Origin of the sequence: Streptomyces sp. NPDC001568 (assembly GCF_042893755.1) — a bacterium.
GTDB lineage: Bacteria > Actinomycetota > Actinomycetes > Streptomycetales > Streptomycetaceae > Streptomyces.
Genome location: NZ_JBIAVF010000011.1, coordinates 177819 through 197816 on the forward strand (window position 1 = coordinate 177819; position 19998 = coordinate 197816).

Here is a 19998-nt window from a genome sequence, read left to right on the forward strand (position 1 = left end):
CTTTGTCTTCCGGCACCGCGGAAGTAGTGCGGGCGGAGCGCATCTGCTCCGCGGTGCCAGCCGGCGCGTTTGGCCCAAGCCGGATGGATCCATCGCGGAGCCATGGGAACCACTCCCCCAAACCAGGTGGTTCACGGGCGGGTCTGGTGCAGGGTTGGGGGGTGACGGATTCGGTCACGCCGCCTGGAGGGCCGCCCTGACGCAGATCGTCCGCCCTTTGGTGACCCGCACACTCAACCCCGACGCAATCACCGCAGGGGCGGTCAACCGAGGCGGGCGGGCGTGTCGGACATGACGCGGCCCCGGTACGCCGTGGCGTACCGGGGCCGCGGTGCGATCCGGTCGTACCGCCCGGAGCGCCTTGGACACCGGTTGTGACCCGCACGCCCGGGTCGGCGCGGACTCGCAACGACCCTGGCGCCGCAAGAGGGCCGACCTGCACAGCGTCCTCCATGCCGTTGTTAGCCGTTTCACCTGCCCGGACATGGCGTCTCTGCTTGGTCATGGATGAGGCTGTTCCTCATGGAAATCAGACTGGGTGGCCGGAATGACGCCGCCGACATTGCAGCACTGCATGCCGAGAGTTGGCGTACGGCGTATGCGGGAATCATGCCCGCCGACTTCTTGGACGGCCCCCTCCTGGAAGATCGTCTGGAGCTCTGGGCCGGGCGACTGGACGATCCTCTCCCGGGGGCCGCTCTGTTCGTGGTGGAGACGGCGAGCGGCATCGACGGGTTCGCGTACGTGGTGCCGCGACCTGACGATCGTGTATTGCTGGACAACCTCCACGCCAGACCTGGCCGCACCGGGTCGGGGATCGGCGGCCGACTACTGAGCCATGCGCTGGCGTGGGCAGCCGACGAGCACCCGAGAAAGGTGGTCTACCTGGAAGTGCTCCGCGCCAACACCCGCGCCATCGCCTTCTACGAGCGGTACGGGGCCGCCCGTACCGATGAACGTGTCTGCCAGTTCGATCAGGGCTTCGAGCTGCCCGAGCTGGAATACAGCTGGCCCATCACCACACCCGTGTAGACAGCCGAGGTGCGCACGCCCCGGGAAGACGAGGAGCTCCCGATCACCGGCTTACGACGTTGTCGGCGGTTGGCCGGCGGCGCGCCGGCCGTTCCAGGGCGTCAGTCGAGTTCGAGCACCGCCTTGCCGTGGAGTCGGCGGCCGAGGAGGGCCTCGGCCGCTTCGGCGGCCTTGTCCCAGCTGCCACGCCAGGAGATCTGCGGATCGAGTGCGCCCGTGGAGACAAGGGTGGAGAGCCAGGTCAGGTCGGGGCCGAGGCCGGTGCAGGCGAGCAGGAAGAAGGTGGTGATCGAGCGGTCGTGGCGTCCCTGGTCGCCGAAGAAGGCTCCGAACGGAAAGTGCTCGCTCTCGTCCGTCGCATGGCCCACGGCGACCAAAGTGCCCTTCTCGGCCAGCGCCTGGTAAGCATCGACGAGCTGGCGGCCACCCACCAGATCCACGACGCCGTCCACCGGCGCACCGACCGCTCCCGGCCCCGCGATCACTTCGTGGGCGCCAAGGGCACGCAGGCCGTCGCCGTGTGCCTCAGGGTTTCCGGTGACGGCGACGACGTGCGCACCGCCGAGCCGGGCCAGTTGGACGGCGTACCGTCCGACGCCACCGGTGGCCCCGGTGACGAGGATCCGCCTGCCGAGCAGCGGGCCGATGCGGTGCAGGGCGCGCAGGGCGCTGGCACCCGCCACCGGGATCGTGCTGATCGCGCCCGGGTCGGCGCCCGCGGGGGCAGTACCGATCAAGCCGGTGTCCACAGCGCGGAATTCAGCCCAGGCGCCGTCGTGGCCCAGGGTGGTCACGGGGGTGCCTACGGCCGGCCCCGAGCCATCGGCGGCGGCCTGCTCCACCACGCCTGCCGCGTCCCAGCCAAGGACCGCACCGTCGGGTGCGTGCTCCAGGACGTGCCTGATCTCGCCGTAGTTGAAGGACGTCGCCGCCACTCGGATCAGGGCTTGGTGAGGAGCAGGTTCAGGGTCGGGACTTCGGCCGAGCCGCAGTCCGGCGGGAGCGGAGCGGTCGACCAGCAGAGCGCGCATGAGGGTGCACCTTTCGGCAGGGATGGCATGGCGCTTCGAAGCGAGGCGCCAGTCCATTTCTGCCACTCAGTGGCACAAGCCGTCAAGTGGCGATCGCTTTCCAGTAGCTGTTCCGAGTACACTGCCGCCATGTCCGAAGCCGCGAACGAACGGCTGCCGCTGCGCGAGCGCAAGAAGCTCCGCACTCGGCAGGCCCTGATCGACACAGCCCTGGAGATGTTCACCGAGCGCGGCTTCGACGGCACGACGCTCGACGAGCTGTGCGACGCCGTGGACGTCTCCAAGCGCACCTTCTTCCGCAACTTCACCAGCAAGGAAGACGTCGCCAGTGCGCCGACCCAGGATCTGTGGGCGGCCTTCCTCGACGAGCTCGAAACCTGCGAACCAGCGGGCCGTACCCTTCTGGGGATGCTGCAGGACGCGCTGCTCGCCGCCCTGGATCGGATGACGGCCGACGGCTGGGCCCAACGGGTGCTGCTCAGCCGACGGCTGACCGAGAAGGCCCCTTCGATCGGCGCCCACGGCCTCCATTTCTGCGACCGAACCGGCCGCGCCGCGCTCACCGTCCTGCACCGCAGACTCGACCTCGACGGCCCAGGGGATCTACGCCCGCGACTCGCCCTCGATGTACTGATCGCCGCGTTCCACTGCGCGCTGGACACCTGGACGTCGCGCCCGGGCACTCCCACCCGAACCGGCCTCGCGGCCAACCTGCGCGAAGCCTTCGACGCGGTGCCCGGCAGCCTCACGCTGACCGCAGAGCCCCGAAAGGCCCCTTGACCGTGCCGCACCACCGGCTCCCGTGGCTCGACGCGTAAGCCGGTCCCTGCGGCGTGCTCGGCTGCTGATGGTCGGGGCGATGCGAGCGAGGCCCTCACCCGCACGTCACACGCGGAGCTAGCCGGCCGCGACCCCGCCGCACGCACGGCCGCGCCGAACCACCGGATCACCTCGATCAGCCCTTCGCAATCGCCGATCCGGTGTGCCGGAGCACTGCTCGTGCCCGAATCGTGGGACTAACTGGTATCTGCCGGTATCGACGGGGTGGATGTCAAAGCGGCTACGGCCGCGTTCGGGACGGTCGAGGTGACGGCGAGACGCCGCGCGACCGGCTCTGCATGTCCGGGCTGCGGCCGATTCTCGGATGCATCGCTACACGTCGACGTCTTACAGTGAGAAACTATGTCTCACTTAAAGAAGCTCCCTCCCATTGTTGTCACCGGGGCCACTGGGACCATCGGCCACCCGGTCGTCGCAGGGCTGGTTGATGCCGGTCACGTGGTGCGCGGCATTACGCGACACCCACAACGTGCCTCACTCCCGGATGGTGCGGACGTGGTCTTCGGCGACCTGGACGACCCGTCCACGCTGGTGCGCGCATTCGACGGTGCAGCGCAACTCGTCCTGATCGCGGTCCCTGAGACCGTTGAGGCGGTCGTCTCTCGCGCAAAAGAGGCGGGCGTCGAGCACGTGGTCGTGGTTTCCTCCGCCGCCGTCACGGCCGGCTACGACAGGACGTACAACGCCGTCGTCGAGCAGGCCGTCATGGACTCGGGACTGGATTGGAGCATCGTGCGTCCCGGTGAGTTCGCGACAAACTCACTCCTCATATGGGGCCCAGCGATCAAGGTGGATCGCCGAGTTGTGGAGCCCTTTCCTGATCAGATCGGGCATCCCGTCCATGAGGCCGACGTCGCCGACGTCGTCCTGGCCGACCTGCTCGAACCACACCGCCGCGGACGGATCGACACGATCATCGGACCGGAAAGTCTCACCAAACGCGAACAGGTTGCAGTGATCGCGGAAGCGATCGGAGAACAGATCACGCTCGATGAGGTCACCGCCGAACAAGCCCGCGACTTCTACCGAGCCCAAGGGGGCTTCGCGGCCGCGAGCGCAGACTTCCTGTTCGGGTTCGAAAGCTACGACGGCATCAAAGGCATCACAGATGAATCGCATGACACGAGGGCTCCTGAGGCCGATGCCTACCTCACACTCGACCGGATAACGGGAACTCCAGCTCGCACCTTCCGCCAATGGGCGCACGGTCACGCCTCCGAGTTCATTTGAGCGATGGCAGGGGCAAGCACTCTCAGCGGTCGCTTCCTCCCGATGTTTCATGGCCGGCTGTTCGTGGTGAGGGAGCTCCTGGAATGCCGCGACCTGGCCGCGGTACTGGCCCAGGTGCCGGCGGACTGCCGACGAGGGCGACCCGCGCCACCCGGCCGGCATCGCGGAGGGTCAGGTACCGGACCACCTGGAGCGTGCCCATCGAATGCCCGACCAAGGTGACGTCGCGCAGGTCCAGGTGGAGGATCGAACGGCTGGGTTCGCCGACCAAGGGCGAAAGGGGCCGGGGAACCGGGACGAAGAGTCCCGATGAGGAACATCCGTGCCGGGTCGTATGCGTGCAACGGGGGGAGGTGTGCGAGGCGTACAGCGGCCTTCGCCGGTGCGGGGCCCATCCTGATGTCCGATCCCGCCCGCCGGAACGTCACGGAGAGCCATGTCCGAGCCCGCCGCCCCCGAAGCCACTGCCGCTGCCCTGTTGCGCCGTCCGCAGCTGTGGCTGATCCCCACGATCCTGACCGGCCTGCTCGCCCTGCTGCTGTCCCTGCTCTACATGGGCGGCATCGTGAATCCCAACGCGGACCTCCGCGACCTGCCCATCGCCCTCGTCAACGACGACATCGGCAAACCGCCGGCCGGACAGCAGCAGAACCTCGGCGCGCAGGTCACGGCCGCCATCGCCGCCGATACCGCGGGCGGCAAGGCCGACTGGCGCACGGTGACCCGTGCGCAGGCGCAGGACCAGCTCGACTCCGGCAAGATCTACGGCGCGCTGGTGATCCCGTCCGGTTTCACGGACTCCGTCACCGCGCTCACCACGCCCGGGGCAACGGGACGGCCGATCATCACCGTGCTCACCAACCCCGGCAAGGGAAGCCTCGGTTCCTCCCTGGCCGGCCAGATCACCACCCGGGCGGCCCACAGCGCCTCCCAGAACATCGGCCGGCAGCTGACCGCTGCCGCGGGCGACCGGGCGAACCCCACGACGAAACTGCTGCTCGCCGATCCGGTCGAGGTCGTCACCCAGGTCGGCCACCCCATCGGCACCCACAGCGGCCTCGGCCTGACGGCCTTCTACTACACCCTGCTGCTGGTGCTGGCCGGGTTCATGGGCGGCAACGTGATCAGCAACGGCGTCGACACCGCCCTCGGCTACGCCGACAACGAGATCGGCCCCTGGCACACGCGCCGCCCGACCGTGCCGGTCAACCGGACCCAGACGCTGCTCCTCAAGATGGTGATGACCGCGGGCATCACCCTGGTCAGCACCGCTCTGGTGATGCTGGCCTGCGTCGTCGTCCTCGGGATGGACGCGTCCCACCTGCCGCTGCTGTGGATCTACTCCTACTGTGCGGCCCTCGCCGTCGGCCTGGGCGTACAGGCCATCAACGCCGCGTTCGGCGGGATCGGCCAACTGGTGTCCATGTTCGTGTTCATCGTGCTGGGCCTGCCGTCTTCGGGTGCCACCGTGCCGCTGCAGGCGGTGCCGGCCTTCTACCGGTTCCTGTCGCACTTCGAACCGATGCGCCAGCTCAGCGACGGCGTGCGCGCGATCCTCTACTTCGACGCCCGCGGTGACGCCGGCCTCACCCGCTCCTGGATCATGATCGCGATCGGCACCGCCTTGGCCCTGCTCTTCGGGTTCGCCATGACCGCCTACTACGACCGCAAGGGACTCAAGCGCCTCACCCCACAGCCCGCCTGACGTCGCCGGCGGCGCGCCCCTCCCCCAAGAGGGGCGTACCCGGGTGGCCGGGGGCCGCGTGGCCGGGGGCCGGGTGACCGTGCGGCCCGGCGGCGTACGCGAGGTAGCCGCAGAGCGCTCTCGGACACCCGCGCAGCAGCGGCGCGAGCCGGGCGACGGTCGGGGCCGGTGCGGACGACGCCTCAGTGGGAAGTCGGACGCGTTCCGGATGACCGTGCGGCCTTGCGTTCCTACGCCGTCCGAGCGGAGGAACGCGAGGCCGCAAGGCCGGTGAGCCACCCTGAGCGCTGAGGGCCGTAGGCCGGTCAACCAAGGGCCGGCGTCTCGGCTCGGGCTCGGGCCCTCGGCGACCGCCGCTCGCTCCCGCCCTGAAAGCAGAAGGCACCGCAAGCGGCGACACAGAGTTCCTGTTCCTGTGAATACCTGCTGGAAATCACCGGAATCCGAAGCAGTTCCAGGAAGGCGGGTTCCGACTCACGAAGACCGGTGGGAGAAGTGGCAGTAGGCATGGGGACCTCCTGAGGGCGAACGGAAGGAGAGGAATCGGACCCCTCCATCTCACCGACCCTCCTTGTTCATCCCGTCCTCCGAACGGACGAAACGGCGGACGACCCTCGCGACAGCAACGCAGTGGCACGTCCCCGCAGGCCGTCATCCCGGCCGCCGGCCTGGGCAGCAGTGGCGGTGGCGGGCAGGGATGGGTGCGGTGGCCGAGAGACCACCGCACCGCGGACCCCCCTAGCCACTCCTCAGCACGTCTGACGAATGCCGGTTCGATGATGCCCGTACTGGCTCGACGGGCCCGTGTGGAGTCGACTCAAGCGCCTTCTGCCAGGAGCGCCCCTGGGAGTGTTCGGTCGGCTCGGCGCCGCCCGAATGGACGCTACCGACCGGGGCGGCGACACCGTCGAGGGGGCGAGTGTCGTGCTGACCGGGTACCCGGAGGGTGAGGCAGCTCATCGTGCCTCTTCCGTCGGGAGAGGCACGGAACTGATGATGCTTCGGTAGAGCTCGGGGCGGCGGTCGCCGAGCACATCGTTGTGCTCGCCCACGCGTTTGTCCCGGGCGCCGGCCAGCGCGCAGTCGGCGATGAGCAGATCCTGGCCCGTCTCGGTCGCGGGACCGGCGACGGGGAAGCCGTCCAGGTCGACGATCACGGAAGCGCCGGTCCAAAGCACGTCCCGTTCGGTTCCGGCGCGGTCGCAGGCGGCGACGAACATCCGGTTGATCGCCGCGTTGGCCTGCACCCGGATCACCTCGGACGGCCGCTCGCCCTCGGGCCTGGGGAACAACGGCCAGTTGACCGGCACGCACAGCAGGTCCGCGCCGCGCAGTGCGAGCGTGCGCACGTACTCCGGGAACTCCTGGTCGTAGCAGACCAGCAGGCCGATCCGGCCGACGGAGGTGTCGACCACGGGTGGCAGTTCGGCGCCGGGGACGAAGAACTCATGCTCGGTGCCGAAGAGATGGGCCTTGCGGTGGACCGCTCGCAGTCCGGTCGGGTCGACGAGGACGGCCGAGTCGCGGATCAGGCCGTCCTCGTCGAGCTCGCAGTGCCCGCCGACGACGATCATCCGGTGGCGCCGGGCGAGCGTCGTCCAGTCGGCGACGGTCGGGCCGTCCAAGGGCTCGGCCAGCGACGCCGCCTCCACCGCGTCGCGGAAGACGTAGCCGCTGTTGGTGAGTTCGGGCAGGACCACGACGTCGGCCCCGGCGGCCGCGGCCCGCTCGATGGCCTCGCGGGCGGCGGCGCGATTGCCGTCCTGGTCGCCGACGCGCAGCGTGAGCTGCGCGCAGGCGACGCGAGCGGTGTCGGCGTTCGGGAAGGTCACCTCGGGCCCTCAGGGGAGGAGCCCTTGTGGGAATCGGGACCTTCCGCGTCCGCTCCCTCCAGTTCGCGCTCGCTGGCGGCGATCGCCTGCGCCTCGGCATCCAGGTCGAGGCCGCGGGTGAGCGCGTAGTACAGGGCGCCGGCGACGAGCAGGCCGACCGCGAAGGAGATGTCGGCGCCGCCCAGCGCGTTCGCGACCGGGCCGGTCCAGAACGAGGTGACGAAGAACGGCACCATCGCTGCGAAGCCGACGGTGTAGGCGGTCAGGCCCTGCCAGGACCAGAGGCCGTAGATGCCGCGCGGGTCGAAGATCGCGGTGATCGCGTAGCGGCCGCGGCGGACGAAGTAGAAGTCCACCAGGTTGACCGCCGTCCACGGGATCAGGAAGTAGAGCATCAGCAGCACGAAGTTGTTGAAGTTCGCCAGGTAGTCGGCGGGCAGGAGCAGCGCGACCACGAAGACGATCAGCTCGATCACGACGATGCCGGCGATCCGGGACTTCACCGTCGGGCGGACCTTGCGGAAGGCGTCCACGGCGCTGGTGGAGGTCAGCATCGCGCCGTAGGCGTTGACAGCCATGATCGAGATCAGGGCGAGCGAGGAGACGACGACGGCGAAGGTGCCGAAGCCGGGCAGGATGTCGTTTCCGACCTGGCGCAAGCCGGTGATCGCGTCCGGGTTCGGCAGCGCGGAGGCCAGCAGGGAGCCCAGCGACATGAGCCAGACGGCCGAGCCGGCCGCGCCGAGGTAGGTCCACCAGATGACCTTCTTGGCCGGGACGTCCTTGGGCAGGTAGCGCGAGTAGTCGGAGACGTAGACGGCGTAGCTGATCTGGTAACCGGACGCGGCCGAGAAGACGACCAGGAAGGCGGTGAACCCGCCACCGGAGCCGCTCGCGGCCGCGGCCTGCGGGTCGAGTTGGACGATGGCACCGACTGTCAGCACGCCGAAAACGAGGATCAGCAGGTAGGTGAGCCACCGCTGCACGGCGTGCAGCAGGTCGTGGCCGACCACGGCCAGGACGATCGCGAGGCCGATCAGGAGCGCGTACCAAAGGGTGGTACCGCCGGGCAGGATCGTCTGCAGGCCCTGGGTTGCCAGGATCACGTTGAAGACGTTGAAGCCGATGTAGACGAAGACGACGGCTGCGAACGGGACGATCGCGCCGCGGATGCCGAACTGGGCGCGCGACTGGATCATCTGCGGCAGACCCATGCGCGGGCCCTGGTTGGCGTGGAAGGCCATGAAGAAGGTGCCGAAGCAGGCGCCCAGTACGACCGCCAGTACCGACAGGCCCAGGCCCAGTCCGAGCGAGGGACCGATGAAGCCGGTGACCATCGTGGTCAGCACGAAATTGCCGGTGAACCAGAACGGTCCTTGGTGCCAGACCTTGCCGTGCCGCTCGCGGGCGGGGACGTAGTCGATGGAGCGTGTTTCGATCAGACCGCCGGAGGCGTTGGCGCCCGATCTGTCGCCGACCGGCGACGGGGGGTGAGGTCTGTTCTCCATGGGGCCCTCCTGAGGTGGTCGCGGAGGCGGGGTGGTCAGCAGCAACCTATGCCGCCTCGGGGCTCACAACGATGGATACCGGTGCGTTTCCCCTCCGGACTGATGGACGCTGTGTCCGTTTCTCTCCACCTCGCCGACCTGGTCGCGCTACCCGAGCTTCGTCTTTCGGTGGTCGCCGCGCCGGACCGGCCGGACCGGCCGGTCGAGACGGCCGACGTGTCCGAACTCCGCCGTCCGGGGCCGATCACGCCGGGGCGCGAGCCCGTGGACGACATGAGTTCCTCCAGCGCAGCACACATTTCACCCGGGGGAAGCGCAGCCTCCAGTGGATAGTGGATCGATCCGCCCGGATCTGCGATCACTGCGGAGACGTGGGAAGCGGAGATGCATGCCCGGGGCTTGTGGAGCCGCCACGAGGCGGCCACCAGGGCCACGAGGGCGAGATCTGGGACCCGCGGGGCTACCGGCGGCCCGGCCGCGGGCCGGCGGCCACCCATCCGGGGAGAGGCGGCGCCGAAGCAGCGCGGGCTCAGCCCGGTGCACGGGACTATCCAGGACGGCTCCGACGCCGTGATCACACCAGCCACAGCAAGATCATTCCACTGCGGCTGTGCCCTCCAGCCGGTCAGGATGGGCCCCGGACGCGAAGGCGAGGATCTCTGGGGCTGCCTCCCGCAGACTGCCGAAGTGACGATGCACGCCATCGACTGCCGCGGGGGTGTTGACGCCCCACACCGTCATCCCGGCGCGCAGCCCGGACTGCACTCCGGAGGGGGCATCCTCGATGACCAGGCAGTCTTCCGGTTCGGCACCGAGTTGCGCGGCCGCCTGCAGATACGGCGCCGGCGACGGCTTGCCGTCCGCCACGGCGGCTGCGTCCACGACGACCTTCGGGACCGGCAAGCCCGTCCGTGCGAAGCGTCCACGTACCCGGTGCTCGTAGTTCGAGGTCACGAGGGCCCAACCCCCGGGCTCCAAGGCGTTCAATAGTTCCGAGGCACCGTCGAAGGCCTCATATGAGCCGGCTCGGACGTCCTCGTCCTCCAGCTCGTGCAGCGCGGCCAAGCACTCCTGAGGGTCCCGGTCCGGGGCAACCCGCGCGAACGTCTCCGTCGGCCTCGTCCGCAGCGCCACTCGGTAGACCTCATCAGGGTCGAGTCCGTACCGCTCTGCCCACGTGCGCCAGACCAGGCGCTGATTGTCCACGGCATCCATCAACGTGCCATCGACATCAAACAGGACATACCGCTTCGCACCGGGACGGCCGCGTTCACTGATCACGCCTCGATCATGCCATCGGGCCCTGAGCATGCAGTTTGCGGGACAAGCCTTGACTGGTGTCAGTGGCGCGACCCCCGAGGGGCGAACGCGCAGATCGTGCGGTGCGCCTGGCGACAACTACCTCGACCTCTCACACCTCCCGGCCGGGGGGGTGCCCAGGTGCGCTGGACGGGTGAAGGCCGGACCTGTGGCATACCTGAGCAGCCGGGCAGCGGGTGTGGGTTCAGCGGACCCATCGGACCGTGCGCGGATCACGTCTGCGAGGCGGAGCATGGGACGACACAAGCTGCACAAGCCGCGCGCGCCGCGTGGTGAAGGCAGGCAGCCAACGAAGTGGTTCGGCCCGCGTTCCGCTCCGTCCTGGCCGGGTTGTGCAGGCTGTGCGCCGACGGCACCACGCTCCGCTCGCTACGCCAGCCCGACGTCCCGGTCGACCCGGAGCAGCTCGTCGTCCTGGAGGCCGTCGCCGCCGAGATGTCGTAACCCGGCCCCTTGGGCAAGCCGCCTTGCGGGTGGCTTGCCCAAGGTCGCCTTGGGCTTGCCCAGGCGCTCAGGCTTGCCCGGCGGCCGGCTCCCACAGCGGGCGGGCACGGCCGGTGCCGTCGCAGTGGAAACACCGACCGCCCCTGGGCGTGCTGCGGGCCGCGATGGCGCCGGCGGCGTCGCGCAGGAGCCTGGTGAGGCCATCGACGTGGGCCGGGTGCAGGGCGAGTTCGTGGCGCTTGCCGACCAGGACCTCCAATGCGACCCCAGGCCCGGCGTAGCCCAGTTCCGTGGTGACGCGTGGGTGACCGTGCTCATGAGTTCGTGGAGGTGGCCCATCGTCTCCTTCCCGGACAGCTCCACCCGTGCGGTGAAGAGGAGGTCGTCCGGCTGGGTGAGGGAGAGCAGCGCCTCCGGTCGCTCGAACGGCACGAGGCGGCCGACCGGGTCGCGGTGCGCGGCGTGAAGGCGCGCGCCGGCGCCAGCCACATGTCGCCCGCATCGCTCTGTCCGAGCCCGGCTGGGGCTCGCCGCCATCGTCGAGCGCGGCGGTGAGCCGGAGCTCCCAGCTACCCGTAACGGGCGCTTCAAGGGGCGCGGTCATCCCAGAAGGCTGCGCGATCAGCGCCGGCCGCCGCCGATACGGCGGTCGTCGGCCAGTGCGGTCAGCGGGCCGAACTCGCGGGCGAGCTGGTTCCATGTCAGAACCTCGCCACAGCGGGCAGGGAACTCCTTCGGGTTGAACTCGGGCATGGTCCAGGTGCCAGTGCCCCGGTCCCGCAGCCACAGGTCCCCGTCACCGTCGACCACAGTCGGCGGGACCGGTACGGGCTCGGCCTGATCGACGGGCTCCCAGGTGACCCGGCCCGGGTGGGAAACGCGGCGCAGCTCGGTGGTGGCCAGCCGCGCGGCCAAGTCACGGGCGGACTCTTCGGCGTCCTTGACCGACGCGAGCCGATATGCGTCGTCAAGTACGGGCAGGGCTGGATTCTTGCTGCGCTTTGAGCTCATACGCTGACTACCTCCGGTGGGGGCGTCACATCCGTTATGGCACCCCGTAAAGGAACACGGTATCCGAGGCGGGAGCCAGGCCTGCGACGACGACTGTCCAGGTGGAGGCGCTGGCGCACCGGGCGATGGGGCCAGGCCGGGTCGTTTGGATCACCGAGCCAGGCTGGATTCCTTTTCGCTGCCGCGTCGGCGTCAGATGCTGCCGAAGGGTTCGGGGTGGATGAATTCGCCTTGTACGGACGGATCGCAGGCGGCCAGAGTCCGGCACGCCGGCAGCGGCGCAGCTTCCCGGGGTATGCCGAAGGGCCACCCCACGACGGGAGTGATGAGCGGTGTCGGAGACCGCGGCGCGCCCGCGTCCTTCCTCCTGCTTGCGGCACTGTTCGACCGGCTGGGGCTCCAGACCCGAGCCGGTGAGGTGGATCAGGCCGTAGCCGCCGGCGAGGACCACGGTGCGGGCGGACCGCCGAGGAGGCGACCAGCTCGCGGGCGCGGGCCGCGATCCGCAGCTGGTAGTGGAGTAACGCCGGTGACCGCCCGGCGAGCGAAGCGGGGTGATCAGGCGGGCCTCGCCGATCGCGCAGGGGAACTCCTGGCATACGCCCTGGCCGAGGTGGGCCGGCGACTGTCGGTCACTTCCTCCGGCCTCGGGGCTCATCACAGCGTGACCGCGAGGCCGCCGGTCTCACCTACACAGTCGGCCGCCTCCGTCCGACAGAGGTGTGGCAGAGCGGTCCAGGACAGTGACGTCCGACGAATGCGCTTCCGCAGGCCGCGGACCGACCGCCACGGCGACCTGAGCAGGGTCGGGTTCGGCCAGGGGCCGGGCGCTCCGGACCAGTGTCGTACCTTCGTGGTACTGATGTGCCATGAGCCAGTTCCACGACTTCAACCTCAAGCTGCTCGTCATCGAGGAGCTCATGTACGGCCCCGAGCCGCTCCTCCCGCTCTACGACCTGCCCGCGCGGCTGGCTGAGCGAGGAATCGGCGACCCCGCGTCCTACGCTCTGGACAACGGCCTCCACGCGGAGGTACTGCCGGAGTCCCTGGGTCACTTCGAGGCCCTGGAGATCCCGGACGAGCTGCTCGCCCGCGTCGTCGAACTGTCCTTCGACGCCGGGGCGGAAGCCTTCCGGCACTGCGCCCCCGCCTGGGACGGCGAGGACGATCTGTTCGACGTCCGCTCGCTCGACGACCTCGCCCTGCTGCCCAGCCTACGGAAGGTCACTTTCGTGGAAGACGGTGTCCTTGCCGTCCCTGACGCGGCGGAGGTCTTCGCCGCGCGCGGCATCGACACCGACTGAGCGCTGGCGCCCGTCCGTCGCGCGTCGCCCCGGCCGGGGCGACGTGAGGGACAGACCGGCGGCGCGGGCGCTCTCGGTAGTGGAGAGGGCGGCCCGCGTGCGAGCCACCGCTTCCAGGACGCGACCAGTGGGGCGGAACGGCTTGGTCGGACAGCTGCTGGCAGCGCTGCTCTGTCAGCTGTCGTCGGCCGGGATCGGATCGGACACGTGATGCGGGCAGGCACGGTCATGCCAAGTCATTGTCAGGGACTCGCCCTCAGCGCGCAGCGTCCGCACTCCACCAGTGGCCGCGCCGGCCCGGCACCAACCGCACCCGAGCAATCTTCAGCGGAAACAAGTCCGCCAAAGGGCGGGCGCGCGTCGTCGGTTCCACCGTTCTGCTCCCGAGTGCCGACACCGGCGATACGTCACAGGGCTTCAAGAAGAGCGCTTACCCCGCCGATGATCCCAGCACCGCCCAGCCCCAGGCCAAGAACAGCGAAAACCCCGGCACAGGATCCGGCGCGGCTTGGTTCTTCGCCTGTCGTGGGGGTCCGGGTCAGTGTGGAGTGTTGGCGCGGATGTGGGGGTGGCTGCGGAGGGTGATGTTGTGGTCGGTGACGGCCGAGAGGTCACCGGACGTACGGGCCAGTCGGCGTTGCTCGCCCGCTTCGGTGCAGATCTCGCATCCGGAAGAGGGGGCGGGGGGCCGCCAGTCGTGGTCGGGGAGATCGATCGGTGTTGGCTGAACGCTGTTGTGGTCCATGAACCTGCCCTTCGCCGGCCCCCTTCGGCAAGCTACCGCCGGTAGCGGATCTGACGGAGTGTGGTGTGCGGAACCGGCCATTTCTCCGGCCGAGATGCACAGATCCGGGGCCGTACGGGTTTGGGGCCGAAAGGCCGGGCGTGACCGGGTCGGTGCACTCGTCGGCGCACACCGGGGCGCCGAGACCCGGCGGCAGGCCGGCGCCGAGCGATACGTCGGGCTGCTCGACCTAAGCGGCACTGCCCGAAGGGAGCCCCTCACACGGATGCAGGCCGAGCGGGACCGGCTTCACGCGGACGGCCGTCACCGGATCAACCGGTGACCGTACGGGCCGGACAAGTCCTTGGCGGTATCGGTCCGTACGGCGGGGCCGGACTCACCGGCCGGCTGCGCGTCGCCCTGCCCGACCTGCTCGCGGTCCCGCTGACCGGCCGGCCCGCTGGCCCGCGGTGTGTGCTGGACGAGCCTGCCGCACGTCCAGGCCCTCGAAGCCTGGGCCGACCAGTGGGGCTGGGGCTCTGCCGGTCGACGGGCCATGACCGCCGAAGCCCTGGACGAACGCGCCCACCTCGCCGGCCAGGCCGTCACCACTGGGCAGATCATCCGCACCGCCCTGGAAAGCAGGCTCCACGGCCGCCCCTGACTCAGGAACGCCCGACCGCAGGGACGAGTTGCAGCGGTGGGCGGAGGCCGGCGGTGATGACCGCGAGCATGCGCTGCGCGGCCCCGCGGTCCTCCCCGGCGGCGCCGGCCACGGCGGTCACGAGGGCGAGGACCTCGGGCCAGGACAGTGCCGGGTCGACCAAGTCCTGCTGCTGCGCGCGGATGAAGAGCGGCTCGGCGGCCACACTGATGCGCTCGTGCCACTCGTCCACCTCCGCGGTCGACTCGTCGGGCGCGAGTGCGTAGGCGGCGATGAAGGTGTCACGCAGGCCCCGGCTGGCCAGCATGTGTTCCACGACGGCGCCGAACCAGACGAACAGGGCATCGGCGCCGCCCTCCTCGGCCCGTGTCAGGGACTCGGCGCAGAGCGCGTCGATGGTTCGGGCATAGACGGCGCTCACCAGCAGCCGGCGGGTCGGAAAGTGCCGGTACAACGTCGCGTTCGCGACGCCGGCACGTTCCGCGATCAGGTCGAGGGAGGCGTCGGCACCGGCTTCGTGGAAGACCTGGGACGCGGCGTCGAGCAGCCGCGCACGGTTGCGCTGGGCGTCCTGGCGAGGGGGTCGGCCTGTCATCTCACTCCCGTTGCTTATCCGGGGACTGTCCTCGTATTGTGGCACGGACAGACAACCGGGGACACTCCCCGTTTACTGGAAGGCAGGACTACGCATGTCAACTCCTGGCCCGACCGAGGTGGTTCACGCCATCAACGCCCTGCGCGCCCGCGGCGATTTCGACACCGCCCTGCAGTACATCGCGCCCCTGTCCCTCGACCAGGGAACCGAGAGCGACCGCACGCGGTGGCGCGACAAGTGGGAGAGCATCCTTGCGGGCGTACCCGACTTCGACATCGCCACGGTGCGCAGTGTCGAGGACGGCGAATGGGTGGCGAACCACTACCGGATCACCGGCACCCACACCGGGGACTTCTTCGGCCGTCCCCCGACGGGCCTGCGGTTCGAGGTGACGGGGATGGACATGGTGCGCGTCGTCGCCGGGCAACTGGTGGAGCACTGGGTCGTCGCCGAACCCTTCTGACCGACCACGTCACATCCGCCCCCGACATCTCGGTCCGCGCGTTCAACCACCTTGGTCCCCCACCCGCCCTGCCCGCCTTCCGGCAGGGACTGACACCATCGGGCCGCTCGTACCTCGACTCGGTCGCGGCCTGGCCGTTGTGCCGGGTGACGCACCGGGGACACAGTGTCGGACTCCTGATGCGCAGCGCCCCGTCCCGCATGTCGTGGCGGACTCCTGCGGGGACCACCAGGCTGCTCGAGTTCGGTTACCTCCTGCGGCCGCCCGGGGCGGGATTCCGTACTGCTCCGCAGCCCACGCCCGGGGAACGGCGCACGCTGGCCTTGTCCTTCGCGCGGGCCGTCCATTGGTTCCACACCTCGGGGATCGTTCTGGACGACATCTCTCATGCCAACGTGCTGTGGACCCTCGGTCCCGAGCCGGGCGTCCACTTCCTGGACTGCGACGGCTTCGGCTTCGCGGGCGGCCCGGCCACCCAGCCGCGCGCCGAGACCCCCGACTGGACCGATCCCCGGACGCCGCACACCCACGGCGCCGACATCGACAGCGACGCCTACAAGACGGCCCTCGCCATCGGACGGATCGTCAGCCAGGATCCGTACGTCGTCCCCGGGCAGCCGCTGGAGCCCGTGGCGGGCTGTCTGGACGACCGGTACGCGGCGACCGTGCGAAGGCCCTTCGCGGAGGCAGCAGGCGAGCGGGGCACGCGACCACCCGCGAGAAAATGGTGCGACGCCCTGCACGGCGACACTTTGACTCCGCCCGACGCGGGGCAGCCGCCCCTCGCCCGGCGGTTGACCGCCCGGTCCCGGACGGGTTCCGGGACCGGAAGCCGATCAACTTGCGGAGGTCGGGCCGGTGGCGCGTGAAGGTCGGGCCGGAGGCCGCCACCCTGCCCCTACCGAGGGCCCGCGCCACGTCACGAAGCGGTACGGCGCCTCCCCCGGCGGGATCCGCGCAGGGCGCCCACGGCGGCCCCCACGGGCGCGAGCTCGCGGCGCCCCGCAGCGTGGAGACCAGGGATCGGGACGGAGGTCAGGCAGTGCAGGGCTCTGCCCGACCAGAGGGCCGCGCCGGGAGACCTGTAGGAAGCGACGGCACGGGCCAAGGCCGCGCCGAGGGCCGTGGCCCCGGTGAGGACGAAGCGGAAGGTGGCGTTCATACGGCCACTTGCCACCGCATCCGCGGCTCGCGCGCCCCGGTACCACGCCCGTCCGCCCCGCCTCGCGGCGTCCTCATGAACCGCTGATGCCTTGTGCTACCCGGTGGGGCGCGGGGTGTGGCTCATCGGCCAGAGGCGAGGGTGTGCCAGCCGCTTTCGAGGAGGTCGAAGGCGCGGGTGATGGCCTGACGGGGGTCCTCGTGGCCGCGGGCGGCGCGGGGGGCTTCGAGGGCGAAGTGGGCCAGGGCGGTGCACGCGGGGTCGGCTTCGGGCAGGCCGCGGTCCTCCGCGATGGCCTGGGCCAGGGCGGAGGTGTGACGCAGCCACATGCTCTGGAGGTAGTCCCGTAGAGCCGGGGCGTTGTTCACCAGGTCGGCGAAGGCGGTGAAGCGGGCGTCGCTGTCGGCTGCGGCGATGCGATAGCGCAGCGCGTGTTCGCACAAGGCGGCGGGGATCGACTGACTCTGTGGGCGTTCGCGTACGGCGGCGAGCAGCCGGGCCTCCTGATCGGCGTCCTCGTCGAAGACGAGGGCCTCCTTGACCGGGAAATGCTTGAACAGCGTGGTGGTGGACACGTCTGCGGCGTCGGCGATCTCGCGGATGCCTACGTCGTCGTATCCGCGCTCCAAGAACAGGCGCAGGGCGGCATCGGCGATGGCCTGGCGGGTGGCGGCCTTCTTGCGCTCACGACGCCCCATCGGCGCGGGGCCAGTCTCGGTCTCGGTCATACCCAGAGACTACCCCCCTAAGTTGCACAACTCCAAAAGTACAACCGTTGCACTTAGTGGACTGATGTGCTCTTCTGAAGTCAGGTCGCGAGGCACTGCCCGGCTCCCCTTCTTCTTCGCTTGCTCTGCCCGAAAGGAGTGATCAGCCATGCCTGCGTCCCTCTCCTCCTCCAGTACGGCAGCGGCCACTGCGGTGCCGAACAACGTGCGTTGGGTCCTGCTCGGCGTCATGGTCGCCCTGCTCCTGTCGATGCTCGACAACATGGTCGTCAGTACCGCGCTGCCCACGATCGTCAGCGATCTGGGCGGCCCGGAGCACATCTCCTGGGTCGTCACCGCCTACACGCTCGCCACCGCCGTGACTCGCCGTTCACACGCGCCATCCAGGGCACCGGCGGTACCGACACCGACGCGAACGCCCTGCAGAAACTCCCCGCCGGAGCCAAGGACGCCTACCTGCACGCCGTCGCCCAGGGCACCAGCCACCTCTTCACCACCGCCGCCGTCCTGTGCGCCCTCGCCTTCATCGCCGCACTGTTCGTCATCGACGTACCACTGAAGAAGGCGGGCCCGCCTGCGCCCGCCCCCGACGGCAGCAAGACCACTCCGGCCGCCACGGCCGACTGACCCACCCCGCACAGCATTTCTGTACGAACCCGAACGGAGCACCACTATGACCACCACCCCCACCCCCCGCATCGCGATCATCGGCGCCGGCCCCGGCGGCCTGACCTGCGCCCGCATCCTCCAGCGCCACGGCGTACCCGTCACCGTCTACGACGGCGAAACCGGCCCCGAAGCCCGCAACCAGGGCGGCACCCTCGACCTGCACGAGGACAACGGCCAGGTCGCCCTGCGCGACGCCGGACTCCTCGACGAGTTCTTCCGGCTCTCCCGCCCCGAGGGGCAGGAGATGCGCCAGATGGACCCGACCGGGAAGATCCTCTTCCACCACATCCCCGATGAAGGTGAACGCTTCAAGCCGGAGATCGACCGCGGCGACCTCCGCGACCTCCTCCTCAACTCCCTTCAGCCCGGCACCGTACGCTGGGGCCACACCCTCGAGTCCGTCGACGGCCCCGCCGAAGGCCCCCGGCAGCTGCACTTCGCCGACGGCACCACCATCGAAGCCGACCTCGTCATCGGCGCCGACGGCGCCTGGTCCAAGGTCCGGCGTGCCATCTCCGACGCCCCGCCTCAGTACAGCGGCATCAGCTTCCTCGAAGCCTGGTTCCACGACGTCGAAAGCCAGCACCCCGACATCGCCGAACTCGTCGGCCAGGGCGGCGCCGCCGCGGCCGACGGTCGGCGCGGCCTGTTCGCCCAGCGCAACAGCGGCGACCACGTCCGCGTCTACATCATCCAGCGTGTCACCGCCGACTGGATCACCGACGCCGGCCTGACCATCCAGGACACCGACGGCATCCGCGCACTCCTCCTGGAGCGCTACCGCGACTGGTCACCCCGCCTGCGCCGGCTGCTCACGACCAACGACGGCCTGTACGTCCACCGCCCCATCTACGCCCTGCCCGTCCCGCACACCTGGGACCACAACCCCACCGTCACCCTGCTCGGTGACGCCGCCCACCTCATGCCCCCGCTCGGCGTCGGCGTCAATCTCGCCATGCTCGACGCCGGCGAACTCGCCCTCGCCATCGTGAACAGCAACACCATCGACGACGCCATCCACACCTACGAGAAGACCATGCTCCCCCGCTCCACCCACACACAGCAGCTCCTCGAACACGGCGCCGAAGAACTCCTCTCCACCGAACTGCCCGACTTCGCCACCGACGACACCCACTGACCACTGCAGCGTCAGCCGATGCCGGGTCCCCTTCACTGTCCACCGTTTCGGTGGCAGAAGCCGCCGAGGACGAACAGCAGCCTGTGCAGTGCCGACTCCCAGCACAAGGCCGATGCCAGACCCTCCTCCACGGATTTACTGATCGTTTCAGAACGAGTTGAGTGGGGGTCTTGTGCTCGACGATCTTGGTCGGCAGGGCGTCCGGGGTGCGCACTGATCTTGTTCCGGATGACGTGTGGGAGCGGGTTGCTGCTCTGCTGCCGCCCGCTCCCGAACGGCGCCGCCGCCACCCGGGCCGACTGCGTGTTCCGGACCGGGCGGCCCTCGGGGGTGTTACGTACGTGCTGCGAACCGATGTCGCGTGGCGCGATGTCCCCGCCGAGACGGTGGGCACCAGCTCAAGCGGCTCCGCGTCCGCTACGGACCTCGGCACGGGCTACTCCGCACCCCAGCCGGCCGGCGCCCCCGCCACCGCCGGCACCCGCCACCGAACGCGGCCGCGCGTCCGGCACCTACGGCGTCCACGAATCCATCGGCTACGCCCTCGGCCGCTCCTCGACGTCGGCGTAGCCGCTGGGCGGCACTCGCGGCACCCGTC

Annotated in this window: 20 protein-coding genes and 3 pseudogenes; 12 read left to right on the top strand and 11 right to left on the bottom strand. The window is 69.8% G+C overall.

Going from position 1 to position 19998, the window contains the following annotated elements:
• Nucleotides 1-522: 522 nt before the first annotated feature.
• The gene (locus tag ACFY0I_RS21575; protein WP_388898097.1) at nucleotides 523-1032 is read left to right on the top strand and encodes a GNAT family N-acetyltransferase; all 510 of its coding nucleotides are present in this window, start codon (nucleotides 523-525) and stop codon (nucleotides 1030-1032) included.
• A 101-nt stretch (nucleotides 1033-1133) separates the two neighbouring features.
• On the opposite strand, the gene ACFY0I_RS21580 is transcribed toward ACFY0I_RS21575, so the two are convergent.
• On the bottom strand, nucleotides 1134-2063 hold the full coding sequence (locus tag ACFY0I_RS21580) for a zinc-binding dehydrogenase (RefSeq protein ID WP_388898100.1): 930 nt from the start codon (nucleotides 2061-2063) through the stop codon (nucleotides 1134-1136).
• Between the two features lie 129 nt (nucleotides 2064-2192).
• Between ACFY0I_RS21580 and ACFY0I_RS21585 the strand changes: the two genes are divergently transcribed.
• Together ACFY0I_RS21585 and ACFY0I_RS21590 are read left to right on the top strand one after the other, a co-directional pair.
• Entirely contained in the window at nucleotides 2193-2843 is a 651-nt protein-coding gene (locus ACFY0I_RS21585) for a TetR/AcrR family transcriptional regulator (protein ID WP_388898103.1), read from the top strand.
• 402 nt (nucleotides 2844-3245) lie between these two features.
• Nucleotides 3246-4133, top strand: coding sequence for an SDR family oxidoreductase (locus ACFY0I_RS21590; RefSeq protein WP_388898106.1), 888 nt, complete (start codon nucleotides 3246-3248; stop codon nucleotides 4131-4133).
• Nucleotides 4134-4155: 22 nt separating this feature from the next.
• On the opposite strand, the gene ACFY0I_RS21595 is transcribed toward ACFY0I_RS21590, so the two are convergent.
• A complete protein-coding gene (locus ACFY0I_RS21595; RefSeq protein WP_388898109.1) occupies nucleotides 4156-4404 on the bottom strand; it encodes an alpha/beta fold hydrolase in 249 nt (82 codons plus the stop codon).
• Nucleotides 4405-4569: 165 nt separating this feature from the next.
• On the opposite strand from ACFY0I_RS21595, the gene ACFY0I_RS21600 reads away from it, so the two are divergent.
• Nucleotides 4570-5838 carry a YhgE/Pip domain-containing protein gene (locus tag ACFY0I_RS21600; protein ID WP_388898112.1) on the top strand — a complete coding sequence of 423 codons (1269 nt, stop codon included), beginning with the start codon at nucleotides 4570-4572 and terminating at the stop codon, nucleotides 5836-5838.
• A gap of 956 nt (nucleotides 5839-6794) precedes the next feature.
• On the opposite strand, the gene ACFY0I_RS21605 is transcribed toward ACFY0I_RS21600, so the two are convergent.
• From ACFY0I_RS21605 to ACFY0I_RS21615, 3 genes are all read right to left on the bottom strand, one after another.
• Nucleotides 6795-7670 (bottom strand): nitrilase-related carbon-nitrogen hydrolase, encoded by an 876-nt coding sequence (locus tag ACFY0I_RS21605; RefSeq protein ID WP_388898115.1) that lies wholly within the window; start codon nucleotides 7668-7670, stop codon nucleotides 6795-6797.
• Complete coding sequence (locus ACFY0I_RS21610) at nucleotides 7667-9178, bottom strand: purine-cytosine permease family protein (RefSeq protein ID WP_388898118.1); 1512 nt, start codon at nucleotides 9176-9178, stop codon at nucleotides 7667-7669. The genes ACFY0I_RS21605 and ACFY0I_RS21610 overlap by 4 nt, the downstream gene beginning before the upstream one ends.
• Before the next feature lie 594 nt (nucleotides 9179-9772).
• A complete protein-coding gene (locus ACFY0I_RS21615; protein ID WP_388898121.1) occupies nucleotides 9773-10459 on the bottom strand; it encodes an HAD-IA family hydrolase in 687 nt (228 codons plus the stop codon).
• Between the two features lie 333 nt (nucleotides 10460-10792).
• Here ACFY0I_RS21615 and ACFY0I_RS21620 point away from each other — a divergent pair, with 333 nt between their 5' ends.
• The gene (locus ACFY0I_RS21620; protein ID WP_388898124.1) at nucleotides 10793-10942 is read left to right on the top strand and encodes a hypothetical protein; all 150 of its coding nucleotides are present in this window, start codon (nucleotides 10793-10795) and stop codon (nucleotides 10940-10942) included.
• 67 nt (nucleotides 10943-11009) lie between these two features.
• On the opposite strand, the gene ACFY0I_RS21625 is transcribed toward ACFY0I_RS21620, so the two are convergent.
• The 3 genes and pseudogenes from ACFY0I_RS21625 to ACFY0I_RS21635 all read right to left on the bottom strand — a co-directional run.
• Nucleotides 11010-11201, bottom strand: coding sequence for a hypothetical protein (locus ACFY0I_RS21625; RefSeq protein WP_388898126.1), 192 nt, complete (start codon nucleotides 11199-11201; stop codon nucleotides 11010-11012).
• A gap of 362 nt (nucleotides 11202-11563) precedes the next feature.
• Nucleotides 11564-11953: a hypothetical protein gene (locus tag ACFY0I_RS21630; protein WP_388898129.1), complete on the bottom strand. Its 390-nt coding sequence runs from the start codon at nucleotides 11951-11953 to the stop codon at nucleotides 11564-11566.
• A gap of 476 nt (nucleotides 11954-12429) precedes the next feature.
• Nucleotides 12430-12530: pseudogene (locus ACFY0I_RS21635) on the bottom strand (MerR family transcriptional regulator); the annotation flags it as partial.
• A gap of 292 nt (nucleotides 12531-12822) precedes the next feature.
• On the opposite strand from ACFY0I_RS21635, the gene ACFY0I_RS21640 reads away from it, so the two are divergent.
• Nucleotides 12823-13257 (top strand): DUF6892 domain-containing protein, encoded by a 435-nt coding sequence (locus tag ACFY0I_RS21640; RefSeq protein WP_388898132.1) that lies wholly within the window; start codon nucleotides 12823-12825, stop codon nucleotides 13255-13257.
• 538 nt (nucleotides 13258-13795) lie between these two features.
• Here ACFY0I_RS21640 and ACFY0I_RS21645 read toward each other — a convergent pair.
• A complete protein-coding gene (locus ACFY0I_RS21645) occupies nucleotides 13796-14002 on the bottom strand; it encodes a hypothetical protein (RefSeq protein ID WP_388898135.1) in 207 nt (68 codons plus the stop codon).
• Between the two features lie 451 nt (nucleotides 14003-14453).
• Here ACFY0I_RS21645 and ACFY0I_RS21650 point away from each other — a divergent pair, with 451 nt between their 5' ends.
• The gene (locus ACFY0I_RS21650) at nucleotides 14454-14645 is read left to right on the top strand and encodes a hypothetical protein (protein WP_388898138.1); all 192 of its coding nucleotides are present in this window, start codon (nucleotides 14454-14456) and stop codon (nucleotides 14643-14645) included.
• Between the two features lies 1 nt (nucleotide 14646).
• Here the strand turns inward: ACFY0I_RS21650 and ACFY0I_RS21655 are convergent, their stop codons facing one another.
• Entirely contained in the window at nucleotides 14647-15240 is a 594-nt protein-coding gene (locus ACFY0I_RS21655; protein WP_388898141.1) for a TetR/AcrR family transcriptional regulator, read from the bottom strand.
• 94 nt (nucleotides 15241-15334) lie between these two features.
• Here ACFY0I_RS21655 and ACFY0I_RS21660 point away from each other — a divergent pair, with 94 nt between their 5' ends.
• A complete protein-coding gene (locus ACFY0I_RS21660) occupies nucleotides 15335-15703 on the top strand; it encodes an ester cyclase (protein ID WP_388898143.1) in 369 nt (122 codons plus the stop codon).
• 179 nt (nucleotides 15704-15882) lie between these two features.
• Complete coding sequence (locus ACFY0I_RS21665) at nucleotides 15883-16572, top strand: hypothetical protein (RefSeq protein WP_388898146.1); 690 nt, start codon at nucleotides 15883-15885, stop codon at nucleotides 16570-16572.
• 415 nt (nucleotides 16573-16987) lie between these two features.
• On the opposite strand, the gene ACFY0I_RS21670 is transcribed toward ACFY0I_RS21665, so the two are convergent.
• Entirely contained in the window at nucleotides 16988-17593 is a 606-nt protein-coding gene (locus tag ACFY0I_RS21670) for a TetR/AcrR family transcriptional regulator (protein WP_388898148.1), read from the bottom strand.
• 148 nt (nucleotides 17594-17741) lie between these two features.
• Here ACFY0I_RS21670 and ACFY0I_RS21675 point away from each other — a divergent pair.
• The 3 genes and pseudogenes from ACFY0I_RS21675 to ACFY0I_RS21685 form a co-directional block, all read left to right on the top strand.
• Nucleotides 17742-17957, top strand: a pseudogene (locus ACFY0I_RS21675) (MFS transporter); the annotation flags it as partial.
• A 309-nt stretch (nucleotides 17958-18266) separates the two neighbouring features.
• Entirely contained in the window at nucleotides 18267-19400 is a 1134-nt protein-coding gene (locus ACFY0I_RS21680; RefSeq protein WP_388898151.1) for an FAD-dependent oxidoreductase, read from the top strand.
• 161 nt (nucleotides 19401-19561) lie between these two features.
• Nucleotides 19562-19798 (top strand): annotated as a pseudogene (locus ACFY0I_RS21685) (transposase); the annotation flags it as partial.
• Between the last annotated feature and the right edge of the window lie 200 nt (nucleotides 19799-19998).